The following is a 13968-nucleotide window of genomic DNA, read 5'->3' as shown; positions in this document are numbered from 1 at the left end:
GGGGTGGCGGTGCCTCCCCCGCCACCGCCACCCCCGGGCGGAGGGCCGAGCACGGGGGGTGCCGTCTTCCGTGGCGTAGGGGCCACCGCCGCCGGCGGCGTGAGGTTCTGAGCGTCAACTCCCGGCCCCGGCGGAGTCGGGATCTCCGGATTGGTCTGTTTGATCACCGAAGAAGCAAGCACCACAACATGTTTCGGCTGATTCCATCCTGCGGGATGGGTGAACACCACCCGTCCTCGGTTGGCCGGGCAGTAGGCCTCCACTGCCGCGTCGAGGAATCGTGATTCGGTACGCAAGAGGCGGGCCGGGTCAGCACCAGGAGTGACGTCGTTCGCGGTGTCGACCAGCGCCTGCACCAAGGCGTCCGCCGACACGCCGGACGACAGACCGCCGCATATCTGGTGCGCCGTGGCGATGAGGGCCGGCACGCCCGAGAGCGCCGAGACGCCCTTCTGGTCGAGGAGGGCCAGGAACTGTTCGTCCTGGCTCGGGTCAGCCGACGCGGTGCCGGCGCAGACGATTGCGGCGCCGTTCAGGAGCGAGACCGCGGCGATAAAGGACCTGGCAGCGACAGTGATGCGAGGCAACATGGCAGGGCTCCGACTTGCTCGAGGCGCAGTGGTTCGGCCTCCCTGATACACCGGGAGTTAGCACTTAGTTTACCGCACGTTAACCATTAAAATCACCCTGCGCAGAAACTCGGCGAGTCTTTTCGTGCGCTTTGCAAGGCGACAGAAGACCGGACGAAAGTGCGATCTCTGCCGCACCGACCACACGTCCGTAACTACCAGCCCCACTCCTCATCCTCGAGAACATCGACGGTGACGTCGTTGTCGGCGGGCCTTCGCGTCCCGTAGCGGAAGGTGAGCATTGTGCGGTCCCGGTCAAGCGGTTCGACTTCGACGACGGTGGCATGCCCGATCGTCATGCGGATCCTGTCGCCGGGCTTCAGTTCGTCAATGCGTTTGAGGGTCACACTCGCCCATCAGCGCCAAGGAAACTGCGACCGCCCCCGCCCATGGCGTTGATGATTCGCCGCAACGCGACACCGACGCAACCCCGACTGGCCCAGAAACTGGAAGAATGACCACCCATGTCACTGCTGGTGATCCTGATCGTGGTCGGGTTGGTCGGTCTCGGCCTCATCGGCGGACTCGTCGCGCTGGTGGTGCGCCTGACCAGGTCGCCCAAATCCCAGCCCTACGTTCCACACGCCTGGCAATCGACCGCGGGCTGGTACCCCGACCCGTCGAAACCGAATCTGCTGCGCTACTTCGACGGCCAAGCCTGGACGCAGGCCACCAAGCCGGGCGGCTGAGTACTGTCCGATCCCCAAATCTGTTGCAGCTCAGTGGCAGTCAACCCTACGCTGTCAGCGATTCGATGACCTTGACCAGCTCATCGGGAGCTTCCCAGTTCAGCGCGTGCCCCGCAATCGGCACGGTGACAAGACGGGCCCCGGGAATGCCGTCGGCCATCCGGCGCGAGTGAATGGGCGGGGTGGTGCGGTCGGAGGCTCCGACCATGACCACGGTCGGCACCGTGATTTCGCCCAGCCTCGGGTAGCGGTCTTCGCGAGAGAACGCCCGCACGATCGGCAGCAGCGGCCCGTGCTCGTCGACGTGCTGGCGGAAGCCCTCGGTGAACACCGAGGCCATCGCCGGGGAGGGGCGCGCACCGCATTGGGCCGCGCCGAACAGCATCGCGAACGTCCGGTAGCGGATCAAACGCTGCATGATGCCGCGTTCCAGCAAGGGAATCTGCACCTTGTTCTGCGGCGCTCCATCCAAGACGCGGCCGGCCCAGGTGGCGAACAGCACCAGTCCGCGCAATCGCTGCGAGACGGCGGCATGATCCAGCAGGGCGCGAATGGTGACAAAGCCGCCCATCGAATGGCCGACGATCACCGCGTCGGCGACGTCGAAATGTTCCAGCACCGCGGCGATATCGGCTGCCATGGGCTGTGAGCCGATCCCCTCCGCACCCAGCGTCGACCGGCCGTGGCCTCGCTGATCGAAAGCGATGACGCGATATCCCCTGTCTAACAGCGCATCCCACACGACGTTCCATTCGGCGAGGGTGACGCTGTAGCCGTGCACGAGCACGACGGGCGGCCCCTCGCCCGCCGCTAACGCGCGCAGCACGGTCCCGTCCGGGCGGGTGATCGTGACCTCCTCGCCCTGCGGTTCCGCAAGGAGTTGCTCGCGCGTCAGCGGATCCGGGTTTCGCTCGATCCACCCGACCAGGGCCCGCAGTCCCGCCCAGCCGAGCAACCCGCCGCTGCCCAGTGCCGCGCCCGCGGCCAGCCCTGTCCTCATCGGCAGTTGTCCTGCGTCATCACGTCATCCTCCCTCGCGCGTGCCGGTGCCATCAGCTCCTATTGGTATACCGGTGCGCACGCACTGGCTAGACATGTGTTCCCCGCTGGCCGCAATCACTCTGCGCTCCAACAGTTTCGCTGCACTCTGGCAATCACGGCTGGGCCGAGTACCACCCAGCCGCAGGAGTGACGCCCGAGAATCAGCCGCCGTTGCCGGCCGGCTGCGCGGGAGGCAGCTGCGCCGGGCAGTACACGCCGGCCGAGATCGCGGTGAACCGGGCCGCATTCACCTGCGTCAGACCGGGGTTGCCGTCCTGGAGGACCTTGACGACCTCAACCCCGGTCTTGCCCTCGTTGGCCATCTCGCACACCTTCTTGCCGGCCGCAATGGCACTCTCGGGATCTCGGTAGGTAAGACCGGCCGCCCCCAGCGAAACCAGGAACGCCTGGTCCTGGTTGGCATCGGCATGCGCCACAGGCGCCAGGCCCATGACAGCCGCTGTCGCGACAGCCCCGAAAAGAAGGATTCTCATAGCCCAGCGATTCTCCCAAAGCGGTGGTCAGCCCGCATCTCGAGCGGTGACGAACGGCAGGTGAACTTTCACGACCGGCCGTCAACCCGAGGTTGACACCAGCAGAGCGTCAACCTAACGTTGACGACATGGTCGAGCCCACCAAGATCGCACACCCCGTCCGCCTCGACGAGCTGATCGACACCATCAAACAAGTCCACAGCGACGCTCTGGACCAACTCACCGACGCCGTCCTCACCGCGGAGAGTCTCGGCGAAGTCGCCGATCACCTCATCGGACACTTCGTCGATCAGGCCCGCCGCTCGGGTGCCTCCTGGACGGACATCGGGAAGGCCATGGGAGTCACCAAACAGGCCGCCCAGAAGCGGTTCGTCCCCAAGGCCGATGCCACCCCGCTCGACCCGGAGCAGGGCTTCTCCCGATTCACCCCACGGGCCCGGAACGCCGTCGTGGCAGCGCAGAATGCCGCACACAAGGCCGGCAACGACCTGATCACCCCCGACCATCTGCTGCTCGGCACGCTCAGCGACCCCTCGGCGCTGGCCACCGTTTTGATCCGTCAACAGAAGATCGACCCCGAGGCCCTGCAAAAGTCCGTACAGCTGCCCGCCCCCGCCGACGAACCGCCGGCGCTGATTCCCTTCAGCGGCCCCGCCCGCAAGGCCCTCGAACTGACCTTCCGCGAAGCACTTCGGTTGGGCCACAACTACATCGGCACCGAGCACCTGCTGCTGGCACTGCTCGAAGCCGAGGACGGCGCCGGCCCGCTGCACCGCGCGGGCGTGGACAAGGAGCGGGTCGAAGCCGATCTGGCCGCCGCCCTCGAAGCCTTCACCACTCCCCCGGCCGACCAGACCTGAAGGGGCCAACCCTGCCCGCGGTGAAGCCCCGTGTGTAATCATGCGAAGGTCCGGAGAACAGGCAGCCCAGGAGGCGAAGATGCACCGCTGGCTGATCGTCCTTTCCGCCTTCCTCGTCACGGCGGCGGGCGTGCTGTCGGTAGACGCCGCCCTCCCCCGCGCGCGGGCCGGTGACGCACCGATCGGCCACATCGGCGACACGTTGCGGGTGGACACCGGGACTTACGTCGCCGACGTCACCGTGACCAGCGTCGTACCGGTCGACCCGCCACCAGGATTCGGCTACACGCGCAGCGGCGTTCCGGTGAAAAGCTTCCCGGACAGCGCGGTGAACCGCGCCGACGTGGTGGTGCGCGCGGTCCGGGTGCCCAACTCCTACATCATGGCGACCAACTTCAGCTTCGATGGCGTCACGCCGTTCGCCGACGCCTACAAGCCGCGGCCGTGCGACGCACCCGACTGGCTGGACGCCGCCCTGGGCAACGCACCGCAGGGTGCGGTAGTCCGGGGCGGGGTGTACTGGGACGCCTACCGCGACCCGGTGTCGGTGGTGGTCCTGCTGGACCGCAAGACCGGTGAGCACCTCGCGCAGTGGAACCTGTGACCTGCACCAGGTAGACAGCGCCGCTGCGGCGGACGCCGGCGAGCTCGCCACCCTTGCGGCCCAGACCTTTCCGTTGGCATGCCCACCCGCGGTGGCGCCCGAACACATCGCCGCGTTCGTCGACGCCCACCTGTCCCCCGCCCGGTTCGCCGAATACCTGGCCGACCCGCAGCGCGAAATCCTGGCCGCCCGCCTGGACGGCCGAATCATCGGCTACGCCATGCTGATTCGCGGCGCACCAGATGAGCCGGTGGAACTGTCAAAGCTCTACACGCATCCCGACTTTCACGGCACCGGGGTGTCCGCGGCATTGATGCACACGGCACTCGTCCGCGCGGCCGCGTGGGGCGCCCACCGGGTCTGGTTGGGCGTCAACCAGCAGAACCAACGGGCACAACGCTTTTACGCCAAGTCCGGGTTCGAGGTCAGTGGCACCCGAACGTTTCGCCTGGGTCCCCATCTGGAGAACGATTACGTCATGACCCGGGCGGTCGGGTAGTCAGGGCGAGCAGCCGTGAGGTGGCCCGCAGATACTTCTTCCGGTAGCCACCGGCCAGCATCTCCTCACTGAAGATGGTGTCCAGCTTGGCCCCCGAAGCCACCACCGGGATGCCGGCGTCATAGAGCCGATCGGTCAGCGCCACCAGTCGCAGCGCCACATTCTGGTCATCCAGAGCGTGCACGCCGGTCACGAACACCGCGGTCACACCCTCGATCAGCGTCAGGTAACGCGACGGGTGCATGGTGGCCAGGTGCGCACACAGCGCGTCGAAATCATCGAGCGTCGCGCCGGCGACCTCCGCGGCACGTGCGGCAACCTCGTCATCGGTCAGCGGCGGCGGCGCCGGCGGCAGGTCGCGGTGCCGGTAGTCCGGACCTTCGATTCGCACCGTGGTGAAAATGCTTGCCAGCGTGTTGATTTCGCGCAGAAAATCCTGGGCCGCGAACCGGCCCTCGCCGAGTTGCTCGGGCAGGGTGTTAGACGTTGCCGCCACCGAGACGCCCCGCTCGACCAACGAGGAAAGCATCCGCGAAATCAGCGTGGTGTTGCCCGGATCGTCCAACTCGAACTCGTCGATGCACACCGCGGTATAGCCGGCCAACAAGTCGATGCACTCGACGAACCCGAACACCCCGGCCAGCTGGGTCAGCTCACCGAAGGTCGCGAACGCCTTGGGACTGTCGAGGACGCCCGGTCCGCTACCGGGCAGCTCGTAGTAGGCCGACGCCAGCAGATGCGTCTTTCCCACTCCGAACCCGCCGTCCAGGTACAGACCGACCCCGGGCAGCACCTCCCGTCGGCCGAACAGCTTCTTACGCCCGGCCCGGCGCTCCTGCGCCTGCCGGCAGAACTCCTGACACGACACCACCGCCGCGGCCTGAGTCGGCTCTGCCGGATCGGGCCGGTAGCTCGCGAAGCTCACCTGCGCGAACGTCGGCGGCGGCCGCAGCTGGGCGATCAACCGCTCCGGTGACACCGCCGGCTGCCGGTCCACCAGATGACCCACCGCGGCCGAAGAGATGGACCCGTGCATGGTGGCACTGTAGCGACGTGCTGCAATCGACCACATGCCCGACTTCGAGGCCGGCATCGCATCCGGCCTGGCCGCCGAGACGTCCCTGAAACTTCTCGGGTCACAGCGCGAACTCGTCCACGACGAGTTGCCCCAGCTGTACGGCTACCCCGCAACGGGCAGCTGCGTGCGCGCGAACTTCATCACCAGCCTCGACGGCGGCGCCACCGTGGAGGGTCTGTCCGGCGCGCTGGCCGGGCCCGGTGACCGGGCCGTCTTCGTCGTGCTGCGCGAACTCGCCGACGTCATCGTGGTCGGCGCCGGCACGGTGCGGTCGGAGGGCTACTCGGGCGCGCAGCTGAGCGTCGGGCAGCGTCAGCAACGCCAGGCCCGGGGCCAGAGCGAAATCCCTCCGCTGGCGATCGTCACGAAGTCCGGTCACCTGGACCGCGACCTGGGGGTGTTCACCCGTACCGAGGTGCCGCCGCTGATCCTGACCTGCACTGCGGCCGCCGGCGACACCCGCCGCCACCTGGTGGGGCTCGGCGCTGAGGTGGTCGACTGCTCGGGTGACGACCCCGCCGAGGTCGACGTGTCCGTGCTGGTGGCCGCGCTGGCCGACCGTGGCCTGCGCTGTGTGCTGACCGAAGGCGGGCCGACGCTGCTCGGCGCGTTCATCGAGGCCGACCTACTCGACGAGTTGTGCCTGACGATCGCGCCGCTGGTGGTCGGCGGGCAGGCGCACCGGATCGCCGCGGGACCCGGGCAGGTGGCGACGCGGATGCGGTGCGCCCACGTCCTGACCGACGACGCCGGCTATCTCTACACGCGCTACGTCAAGAACTAGCCAGCGGCTTCCCGCTACTGTGGTCGGCATGCGTCGGCACCTCACGTCCGCCACGATCCTGCTGGCTGCGACGACAGTTCTCGCCGGCTGCATTCCGGTGTTCGGCGCCGATCCGCGCTTCGCCACCGACTCCGGTGCCCGGCCGCAGGGCGCGGCCACCACCAAACCGCCGCCCAGCGGTCCCCCGCCGATCGCGGCACCGAAGAACGACCTGTCCTGGCGTGACTGCACCTCCAAGGTCAATGCCGACGCGGGCGTCCCGGGCGCCCCGGACGTCAAGCTGGACTGCGCCACCTTCGACGCCGACCTGGATCCGGTCAACGGTGGGTCAGGGTCGGTGAGCATCGGTGTGGTGCGCGCCAAATCAGCGAAGACGCCGAAGGACGCCGGCCCGCTGGTCTTCACCACCGGTTCTGACATCGCGTCGTCCACCCAGCTACCGGTGTGGTTGTCCCGTGCCGGCGCGGATGTGCTGGACAGCCACCCGATCGTGGCCATCGACCGCCGCGGTCTCGGGATGTCGAGCCCGATCGACTGCCGCGACCGCCTCGACCGCGACAACATGCGTGATCAGGCTCAGTTCCAGACCGGCGACGACCCGGTGGCCAACCTCTCCGAGATCTCCAACACCGCGACCACCAATTGCACCGACGCCATTGCGCCGGGTGATTCCGCGTACGACAACGCGCACGCGGCCTCCGACATCGAGCGCTTGCGCAACCTCTGGGATGTGCCTGCGGTAGCGCTGGTCGGGATCGGTAACGGCGCCCAGCTCGCACTCACCTATGCCGGCTCCCGTCCCGACAAGGTCGCCAGGCTGATCGTCGATTCGCCCGTCGCCATCGGCGCCAGCGCCGAAGCCGCGGCCGAACAACAGGTCAAGGGCGAACAGGCCGCGCTGGATGCGTTCGCGGCACAGTGTGTGGCGGTGAACTGTGCGCTGGGTCCCGATCCCAAGGGTGCGGTCAGCGCGTTGCTGACCGACGCCAAGACGAGCAAGGGCGTGCGCGCGTCGGTAGCCTCGATCGCCAACGCGATCAGCACCGCCCTGGGCTTTCCGACCGGCGACCGGGTCAACACCACCGTCAGTCTGGCGAACGCCCTCGCGGCCGCCCGATCCGGTGACGAGAACCAGCTCAACAATCTGATCAACCGCGCCGAGAGCATCCGCGACAGCGACGGCCAATTCGTCAACGGCTGCAGCGACGCGGTGAACCGGCCCACCCCGGACCGGGTGCGCGAATTGGTGGTCGCCTGGGGCAAGCTCTACCCCCAGTTCGGTGCGGTCGCAGCGCTGAACCTGGTCAAATGCGTGCACTGGCCCACCGGTTCGACCCCGCAGGCGCCGAAAGACCTCAAGATCGACGTGCTGCTGCTGGGTGTGCAGAACGACCCGATCGCGGGCAACGAGGGCGTCGCCGCGACCGCAGCCACCGTCATCAACGCCAACGCCGCCAGCAAGCGGGTGATGTGGCAGGGCATCGGCCACGGGGCCAGCATTTATTCGTCGTGCGCGGTTCCCCCACTGGTCGGCTACCTGGACTCCGGCAAGCTTCCGGGAACCGACACGTACTGCCCTGCCTGACGACTCGACATCTCGCGCGCCGGTGTACGGTGCGCTGGTGACGGCAGCTGACTCGACCAGAACCGGCTTACGCGCATCGGTGCAGGCCGCATTTCGTCCCGGCCCATCGACCACGGCATCCGTGCTGCGGGCGGTGTTGTGGCCCGCGGCCATTCTGTCGGTACTGCACCGCAGCATCGTGCTCACCACCAACGGCAACATCACCGACGACTTCAAGCCGGTCTACCGGGCGGTGCTGAACTTCCGGCACGGCTGGGACATCTACAACGAGCATTTCGACTACGTCGACCCGCACTACCTGTATCCGCCGGGCGGCACGCTGCTGATGGCGCCCTTCGGCTACCTGCCGTTCGCGCCGTCGCGCTACCTGTTCATCTCGATCAACACCGTCGCCATCCTGGTCGCCGCCTACCTGTTGCTGCGGATGTTCAACTTCACCTTGTCCTCGGTGGCCGCACCCGCCCTCATCCTGGCGATGTTCTGCACCGAGACCGTCACCAACACTCTGGTGTTCACCAACATCAACGGCTGCATCCTGCTGCTGGAGGTGCTGTTCCTGAAGTGGCTGCTCGACGGCAGGGCCAGCCGCCAGTGGTGGGCCGGACTGGCGATCGGGCTGACGCTGGTGCTCAAACCGCTGCTGGGTCCGCTGTTGTTGCTGCCGTTGCTCAACCGCCAGTGGCGGGCGCTGGCGATGGCGTTCCTGGTCCCCCTGGTCGCCAACCTCGCCGCGATCCCCCTGGTGCCCCACCCGATGGACTTCTTCACCCGGACGGTGCCCTACATCCTGGGCACCCGCGACTACTTCAACAGCTCGATCGAGGGCAACGGTGTCTATTTCGGCCTGCCTTTCTGGCTGATCATCGCGCTGCGGCTGCTATTCACCGCGATCGCGATCGGCGCGCTGTGGCTGCTGTACCGCTACTACCGCACCCGAGACCCGCTGTTCTGGTTCACCACATCGTCCGGGGTGCTGTTGCTGTGGTCGTGGCTGGTGATGTCGCTGGCACAGGGCTACTACTCGATGATGTTGTTCCCGTTCCTGATGACGGTCGTGCTGCCCAACTCGGTGATCCGCAACTGGCCGGCGTGGCTGGGAATCTACGGTTTCATGACGCTGGACCGCTGGCTGCTCTTCAACTGGATGCGGTGGGGACGGGCCCTGGAATACCTCAAGATCACCTACGGTTGGTCTCTGGTACTGATCGTGACGTTCACGGTGCTCTACTTCCGCTATCTGGACGCGAAGGCAGAGAACCGATTGGACGACGGGATCGACCCGACGTGGCTGCCGGCCGAGCGCGCTAGCGTGGGGGCAGAAGCCAGCGATGAGGAGAAGCGATGACTGAACTCGCGCGCCCGAAACTGCAACTTTCCGACGACGAGTGGCGCAAGAAACTCAACCCGCAGGAGTTCGACGTGCTGCGGCGCGCCGGAACCGAGCGGCCGTTCGTCGGCAGGTACACCGACACCAAGACCAAGGGCGTCTACAACTGTCGCGCGTGCGGTGCCGAATTGTTCCGCAGCACAGAGAAATTCGACTCGCACTGCGGATGGCCGTCGTTCTTTGACCCGTCGAGTTCGGACGCTGTGGTGCTGCGTCCTGACCATTCGATGGGCACCACCCGCACCGAGGTGCTGTGCGCGAACTGCCACAGCCATCTGGGTCACGTGTTCGCCGGCGAGGGCTACCCGACGCCCACCGATCTGCGCTACTGCATCAACTCCATTTCGCTGACGCTGGTCCCCGACGAGTCCTGACGCTTCACCGCGCCGGCTGTGAATGCAACGACGCTCCGCCGGCGTGTCGCGTCGCAGAAGTCACACTCGACGGCTGATCAGTCCACGCGTGTCGCGTGCACTTCCCAGAACGGCGCGTGCACGCGCCCACTGGCCAGCCACGGCTCCATCGCCCGGTACTGCGCCAGCATGGTTTCCACCTCAGCGGCCATGTCCGGGTTACGCGCGGCGGTCAGCTCGATCGATTCGGGGCTGACGTTGATCTGGTAGGTGGTCGGCCCCAGGTAGGTGATCTCCCAGCCGCCCAGCGGAAGAACCTCCCGTAAGTTGTCGGCAGACACCGACCGCAACATCTTGAAGCCGTTGACCTCACCCACGCCGAACTCGAACATGAACAACCGCGCACCCGGACGAGTCGCCCGGTGCAGTGCTTGCACATAGGACTTCTGCAACTCCGGCGCGGTGATGAAGGTGTGATAGAACGCACAGTCCACGACGGTGTCGAACCGGCCGTCGAGGCCCTCGAGCTTGGTGGCGTCGGCGACCCGGAAATCGACCGATACGCCGGCCTTCGCGGCGTTGTCCCGGGCGCGTTCGATCGCGGTGGCCGACCCGTCGATGCCCGTCGCCGAAAGGCCTTGCGACGCATAGTGAATAGCGTGGTGACCGGGCCCCGTTCCGGGATCGAGCACCTCACCCCGCACCGCCCCCACCGCAACGAGTTGCTGGACGACGGGCTGCGGGCCGCCGATGTCCCACGGCGTGGCGGCGGGCAGGCCACGCACCACCCGCTCGTCGCGGTAACTCTCCTCGAAACGGGCCGCGTCGGTGGGATCGAATGCCGTCACGGCAGCGCGTTCACCAACTGCTCGACGCCCACCCGTGGCCCGGTATAGAACGGCGTCTCCTCTCGGGTGTGCCGGCGTGCGTCGGTGGCACGCAGTTCTCGCATCAGGTCGACGATGCGATACAGCTCGGGCGCCTCGAACGCCAACAGCCACTCGTAGTCGCCCAGCGCGAAGGCGGGCACCGTGTTGGCGCGGACGTCCTTGTACTCGCGCGCCGCCATCCCGTGCTCGGCGAGCATTCGCCGTCGTTCGTCGTCGGGCAGCAGGTACCACTCATACGACCGCACAAAGGGATAGACGCAGATGTAGTTACCGGGCTCCTCGCCGGCCAGGAAAGCCGGGATGTGGCTCTTGTTGAACTCCGCGGGACGGTGCAGCGCCACACTGCTCCACACCGGTGTGCACGCCCGGCCCAGCGTGGTGGTGCGCCGGAAGTCGGCGTACGTCGCCTGCAGGGCCTCGATTCGTTCGGCGTGCGTCCAGATCATGAAGTCGGCGTCCGCACGCAGGCCGGCCACGTCGTAGAGGCCGCGAACGACCACGCCGGCCTCTTCCTGCTGCTTGAGGAAGGTGGCGGTCTCGTCGATGATGGCGTCGCGCCGGTCGCCCAGCTCGCCGGGCCGCACCGAGAACACCGAGAACATCAGGTAGCGGATGGTTGCGTTGAGGGCGTCGAAGTCCAGGCGTGCCATGACTCCTATGGTGCCACCAGGCCGGTGACCGCCCGCCCGGCCGCCCCGACACAGGCCGGCACACCGATCCCGTCCAGGTAACTGCCCGCGACGGCGAGCGCCGGGGGCAGGCCGGCGCGCAGCTCGGCGATCAGCTCCGCATGCCCAGGACCGTACTGCGGCATCGCTTCGATCCAGCGCTGCACGCGGGCGTCGACCGGGTCGACGGTCAGCCCGAACACGTCGGCGATGTCTTGGCGGGCCCAGGCCAGCAGTTCATCGTCAGGGGTCGTGGCCGCGATGTCGTCGCCGAACCGCCCGTACGACAGCCGCAGCAACTGCACGTCGCCACCGCCACCCCATTTGCGCGACGACAACGTTATCGCTTTGGCGTGCAACGCTTCTCCGCTCGCCACCAGCACGCCGGAGGACTGTGGGAAGGCGGTGTCCGCCGGCACCGCGAGTGCCACCACCGCCGCCGACGCGGTCACGATACGGCCGGCGGCCGCCGACGTGCGGGGCGCGATCGTCGCGACCAGGCGGGCCAGCTGTGCCGCCGGAACCGCGAGGACCACCGCGTCCGCGGACCAGCTGGCGCCGGCCTCGTCGTGCAAGGTCCAGCCCGGCTCCAGGGTCCGAATCCCGGCCCGCACCCAGCGAATTCGGCTGCGTGCCACGAGTTCGTCGAGCAGCACCTGATAGCCGCCCTGCAACGCCCCGAAGACCGCTCCCCCGCCGGCCGGCGGCAGGCAGTGCAGGACAGCGTCGGTGAGGCTGGCGGCGCCGCGGTCCAGGGCCGCCGCCACGGTGGGCACCGCCGCCCGCAGTCCGATCGTCGCCGCCGAGCCCGCATAGACCCCCGCCAGCAGCGGCTCCACCGAGCGAGTGACCACCTGCTCTCCGAACCTGTCGGCCACCAGCTCACCCACCGCGGGATCGCTGCCGGGTGTCCAGTCCAGCGGCCGCTGCGGTTCCGCCTCGATGCGTGCCAGCGTCTCGTCGTCCACCAGTCCGCTCACCGACGCGGCCGACGACGGGATCCCGGCCACGGTGTCCGACGGCAGAGCGTGCAGCTGCCGGCCGCTGTAGATCAGGGGACGCACACCGGTGGTGGCGCGTTGCAGGTGCGAAAGCCCCAACTCGGCCAGCAGCGCCGGCATCTCGGGCCGGCGGGCCACGAACGCCTCGGCACCCAGGTCCATGTCCTGGCCACCGACCACCTCGGTGCGCAGGATGCCACCGAGGCGATCGGCCGGGTCGAACAATGTGATGCTGGCCTCGTCGCCGACCGCAACCCGCAGGCGATAAGCCGCTGTCAATCCCGAAATACCACCGCCCACAACACAATACGAGCGGGTCATAGCGACTGGACCAGCGCCACCAGCTCGGTCAGCACGCCGGGATCGGTTTCCGGCAGCACTCCGTGTCCCAGGTTGAAGACGTGCCCGGCCGCCCCGGCGTCGACGGCGCGACGCCCGTCTTCGACGACCGAGCGCGCGGCGCGTTGGGCCACCTCCCAGCCCGCCAGCACCACCACCGGGTCAAGGTTTCCCTGCAGCGCCGTGCCGGGAACGACCCGGCTCGCGGCGTCGGTCAGCGAGGTCCGCCAGTCGACGCCGACAACGCGGGCACCTCCGGGCTGCACCGCCTCTGACATGGCACCCAATAATTCGGCGGTGCCGACGCCGAAATGCGTCATCGGCACGCCGTGTTCGGCCAGCGTGGCGAAAACGCGGGAGCTGTGCGGCAGCACATACTGCCGGTAGTCGGCCAGCGACAGCGTCCCCGCCCACGAATCGAACATCTGGATCGCGTCGACCCCGGCCTCGATCTGACCGCGCAGGAACGCGATGGTGAGGTCGGTCAGTTTCGTCAGCAGCGCGTGCCACGTGTCCGTCTCGGCCAGCATCATCGCCTTGGTTCGGGCGTGGTTGCGGCTGGGCCCGCCCTCGACCAGGTATGAGGCGAGCGTGAACGGCGCACCGGCGAACCCGATCAACGGCACGTCACCGAGGGCGGCCACCAACAGCCCGACGGTGTCCAGCACCGGCTGAACCGCTTGCATGTCAAGAGGTTTCATGGCGTCGACGTCGGCCGCGGTGCGGATCGGATCGGCGATCACCGGGCCTACGTCGGGAACGATGTCCAGATCCACCCCGGCGGCACGCAGCGGTACCACGATGTCGGAGAACAGGATCGCGGCGTCCACGCCGTAGCGGCGCACCGGCTGCAGGGTGATCTCGCAGGCCACCTCCGGCTCGAAGCACGCGGCCAGCATGCTGTGCTGTTTGCGCAGCGCCCGGTACTCGGGCAGCGAACGGCCGGCCTGCCGCATGAACCACACCGGCACCCGGCTGGGTTTGCGGCCGGCTACCGCGGCCAGATAGGGCGACGAGGGGAGGTCGCGACGGGTTGTGTTCATCGCGCTCAATGCTGCCAGAAGCGA

At 67.7% G+C, this 13968-nt stretch carries 17 protein-coding genes; 8 read left to right on the top strand and 9 right to left on the bottom strand.

Annotated elements, in window-relative coordinates; all coding sequences use genetic code 11:
* A partial coding sequence (locus tag AO501_RS14920) for a DUF732 domain-containing protein (protein WP_055578452.1) occupies positions 1-590 on the bottom strand: 590 nt, incomplete at its 3' end.
* A 194-nt stretch (positions 591-784) separates the two neighbouring features.
* Positions 785-928 (bottom strand): hypothetical protein, encoded by a 144-nt coding sequence (locus AO501_RS14915; RefSeq protein WP_197419849.1) that lies wholly within the window; start codon positions 926-928, stop codon positions 785-787.
* 165 nt (positions 929-1093) lie between these two features.
* Here AO501_RS14915 and AO501_RS14910 point away from each other — a divergent pair, with 165 nt between their 5' ends.
* On the top strand, positions 1094-1318 hold the full coding sequence (locus tag AO501_RS14910) for a DUF2510 domain-containing protein (RefSeq protein WP_055578450.1): 225 nt from the start codon (positions 1094-1096) through the stop codon (positions 1316-1318).
* 46 nt (positions 1319-1364) lie between these two features.
* Here the strand turns inward: AO501_RS14910 and AO501_RS14905 are convergent, their stop codons facing one another.
* On the bottom strand, positions 1365-2273 hold the full coding sequence (locus AO501_RS14905; RefSeq protein WP_231752493.1) for an alpha/beta fold hydrolase: 909 nt from the start codon (positions 2271-2273) through the stop codon (positions 1365-1367).
* Between the two features lie 247 nt (positions 2274-2520).
* Positions 2521-2811: a DUF732 domain-containing protein gene (locus tag AO501_RS14900; RefSeq protein ID WP_231752492.1), complete on the bottom strand. Its 291-nt coding sequence runs from the start codon at positions 2809-2811 to the stop codon at positions 2521-2523.
* 170 nt (positions 2812-2981) lie between these two features.
* On the opposite strand from AO501_RS14900, the gene AO501_RS14895 reads away from it, so the two are divergent.
* The 3 genes from AO501_RS14895 to AO501_RS14885 all read left to right on the top strand — a co-directional run bounded on the left by AO501_RS14895 (position 2982) and on the right by AO501_RS14885 (position 4816).
* Complete coding sequence (locus AO501_RS14895) at positions 2982-3713, top strand: Clp protease N-terminal domain-containing protein (RefSeq protein WP_055578447.1); 732 nt, start codon at positions 2982-2984, stop codon at positions 3711-3713.
* Between the two features lie 79 nt (positions 3714-3792).
* Positions 3793-4317, top strand: a complete 525-nt coding sequence (locus AO501_RS14890; RefSeq protein WP_055578446.1) for a hypothetical protein — start codon at positions 3793-3795, stop codon at positions 4315-4317.
* A 1-nt stretch (position 4318) separates the two neighbouring features.
* Positions 4319-4816 carry a GNAT family N-acetyltransferase gene (locus AO501_RS14885; protein ID WP_055578466.1) on the top strand — a complete coding sequence of 166 codons (498 nt, stop codon included), beginning with the start codon at positions 4319-4321 and terminating at the stop codon, positions 4814-4816.
* On the opposite strand, the gene zapE is transcribed toward AO501_RS14885, so the two are convergent.
* Positions 4794-5888, bottom strand: a complete 1095-nt coding sequence (gene zapE / locus AO501_RS14880; RefSeq protein WP_055578465.1) for a cell division protein ZapE — start codon at positions 5886-5888, stop codon at positions 4794-4796. The genes AO501_RS14885 and zapE overlap by 23 nt on opposite strands.
* On the opposite strand from zapE, the gene AO501_RS14875 reads away from it, so the two are divergent.
* Genes AO501_RS14875 through msrB form a run of 4 tightly spaced genes read left to right on the top strand, consistent with a single transcriptional unit; the run spans position 5887 to position 10024 of the window.
* Positions 5887-6678, top strand: coding sequence for a pyrimidine reductase family protein (locus AO501_RS14875; protein ID WP_055578445.1), 792 nt, complete (start codon positions 5887-5889; stop codon positions 6676-6678). The genes zapE and AO501_RS14875 overlap by 2 nt on opposite strands.
* 28 nt (positions 6679-6706) lie before the next feature.
* Positions 6707-8263 carry an alpha/beta hydrolase gene (locus tag AO501_RS14870; RefSeq protein WP_055578464.1) on the top strand — a complete coding sequence of 519 codons (1557 nt, stop codon included), beginning with the start codon at positions 6707-6709 and terminating at the stop codon, positions 8261-8263.
* 22 nt (positions 8264-8285) lie between these two features.
* Entirely contained in the window at positions 8286-9608 is a 1323-nt protein-coding gene (gene aftC, locus AO501_RS14865; protein WP_055578444.1) for an arabinofuranan 3-O-arabinosyltransferase, read from the top strand.
* Complete coding sequence (gene msrB / locus AO501_RS14860; RefSeq protein WP_055578443.1) at positions 9605-10024, top strand: peptide-methionine (R)-S-oxide reductase MsrB; 420 nt, start codon at positions 9605-9607, stop codon at positions 10022-10024. Before aftC ends, msrB begins: the two co-directional genes overlap by 4 nt.
* A 77-nt stretch (positions 10025-10101) precedes the next feature.
* Here the strand turns inward: msrB and AO501_RS14855 are convergent, their stop codons facing one another.
* The 4 genes from AO501_RS14855 to hemE are packed head-to-tail and all read right to left on the bottom strand — an operon-like array spanning position 10102 to position 13944.
* A complete protein-coding gene (locus AO501_RS14855) occupies positions 10102-10851 on the bottom strand; it encodes a class I SAM-dependent methyltransferase (protein ID WP_055578442.1) in 750 nt (249 codons plus the stop codon).
* Positions 10848-11543, bottom strand: coding sequence for a hydrogen peroxide-dependent heme synthase (gene hemQ / locus AO501_RS14850; RefSeq protein ID WP_055578441.1), 696 nt, complete (start codon positions 11541-11543; stop codon positions 10848-10850). The genes AO501_RS14855 and hemQ overlap by 4 nt, the downstream gene beginning before the upstream one ends.
* A gap of 5 nt (positions 11544-11548) precedes the next feature.
* Positions 11549-12883 carry a protoporphyrinogen oxidase gene (locus AO501_RS14845; RefSeq protein WP_055578440.1) on the bottom strand — a complete coding sequence of 445 codons (1335 nt, stop codon included), beginning with the start codon at positions 12881-12883 and terminating at the stop codon, positions 11549-11551.
* Positions 12880-13944: a uroporphyrinogen decarboxylase gene (gene hemE, locus AO501_RS14840; protein ID WP_055578439.1), complete on the bottom strand. Its 1065-nt coding sequence runs from the start codon at positions 13942-13944 to the stop codon at positions 12880-12882. The genes AO501_RS14845 and hemE overlap by 4 nt, the downstream gene beginning before the upstream one ends.
* Positions 13945-13968 lie beyond the last annotated feature (24 nt).

It is taken from the genome of Mycobacterium gordonae (genome assembly GCF_001417955.2).
Lineage (GTDB): Bacteria > Actinomycetota > Actinomycetes > Mycobacteriales > Mycobacteriaceae > Mycobacterium > Mycobacterium gordonae_B.
This window is presented reverse-complemented; position numbering and strand designations above follow the sequence as displayed.

Bases quoted from the DNA above. Each gene is read 5' to 3' on its own strand.
- AO501_RS14915 (WP_197419849.1), bottom strand. From the start codon at position 928: ATGACGATCGGGCATGCCACCGTCGTCGAAGTCGAACCGCTTGACCGG.
- AO501_RS14910 (WP_055578450.1), top strand. From the start codon at position 1,094: ATGTCACTGCTGGTGATCCTGATCGTGGTCGGGTTGGTCGGTCTCGGC.
- AO501_RS14900 (WP_231752492.1), bottom strand. From the start codon at position 2,811: ATGGGCCTGGCGCCTGTGGCGCATGCCGATGCCAACCAGGACCAGGCG.
- AO501_RS14895 (WP_055578447.1), top strand. From the start codon at position 2,982: ATGGTCGAGCCCACCAAGATCGCACACCCCGTCCGCCTCGACGAGCTG.
- AO501_RS14890 (WP_055578446.1), top strand. From the start codon at position 3,793: ATGCACCGCTGGCTGATCGTCCTTTCCGCCTTCCTCGTCACGGCGGCG.
- AO501_RS14875 (WP_055578445.1), top strand. From the start codon at position 5,887: ATGCCCGACTTCGAGGCCGGCATCGCATCCGGCCTGGCCGCCGAGACG.
- zapE (WP_055578465.1), bottom strand. From the start codon at position 5,888: ATGTGGTCGATTGCAGCACGTCGCTACAGTGCCACCATGCACGGGTCC.
- AO501_RS14870 (WP_055578464.1), top strand. From the start codon at position 6,707: ATGCGTCGGCACCTCACGTCCGCCACGATCCTGCTGGCTGCGACGACA.
- msrB (WP_055578443.1), top strand. From the start codon at position 9,605: ATGACTGAACTCGCGCGCCCGAAACTGCAACTTTCCGACGACGAGTGG.
- hemQ (WP_055578441.1), bottom strand. From the start codon at position 11,543: ATGGCACGCCTGGACTTCGACGCCCTCAACGCAACCATCCGCTACCTG.
- AO501_RS14845 (WP_055578440.1), bottom strand. From the start codon at position 12,883: ATGACCCGCTCGTATTGTGTTGTGGGCGGTGGTATTTCGGGATTGACA.
- hemE (WP_055578439.1), bottom strand. From the start codon at position 13,944: ATGAACACAACCCGTCGCGACCTCCCCTCGTCGCCCTATCTGGCCGCG.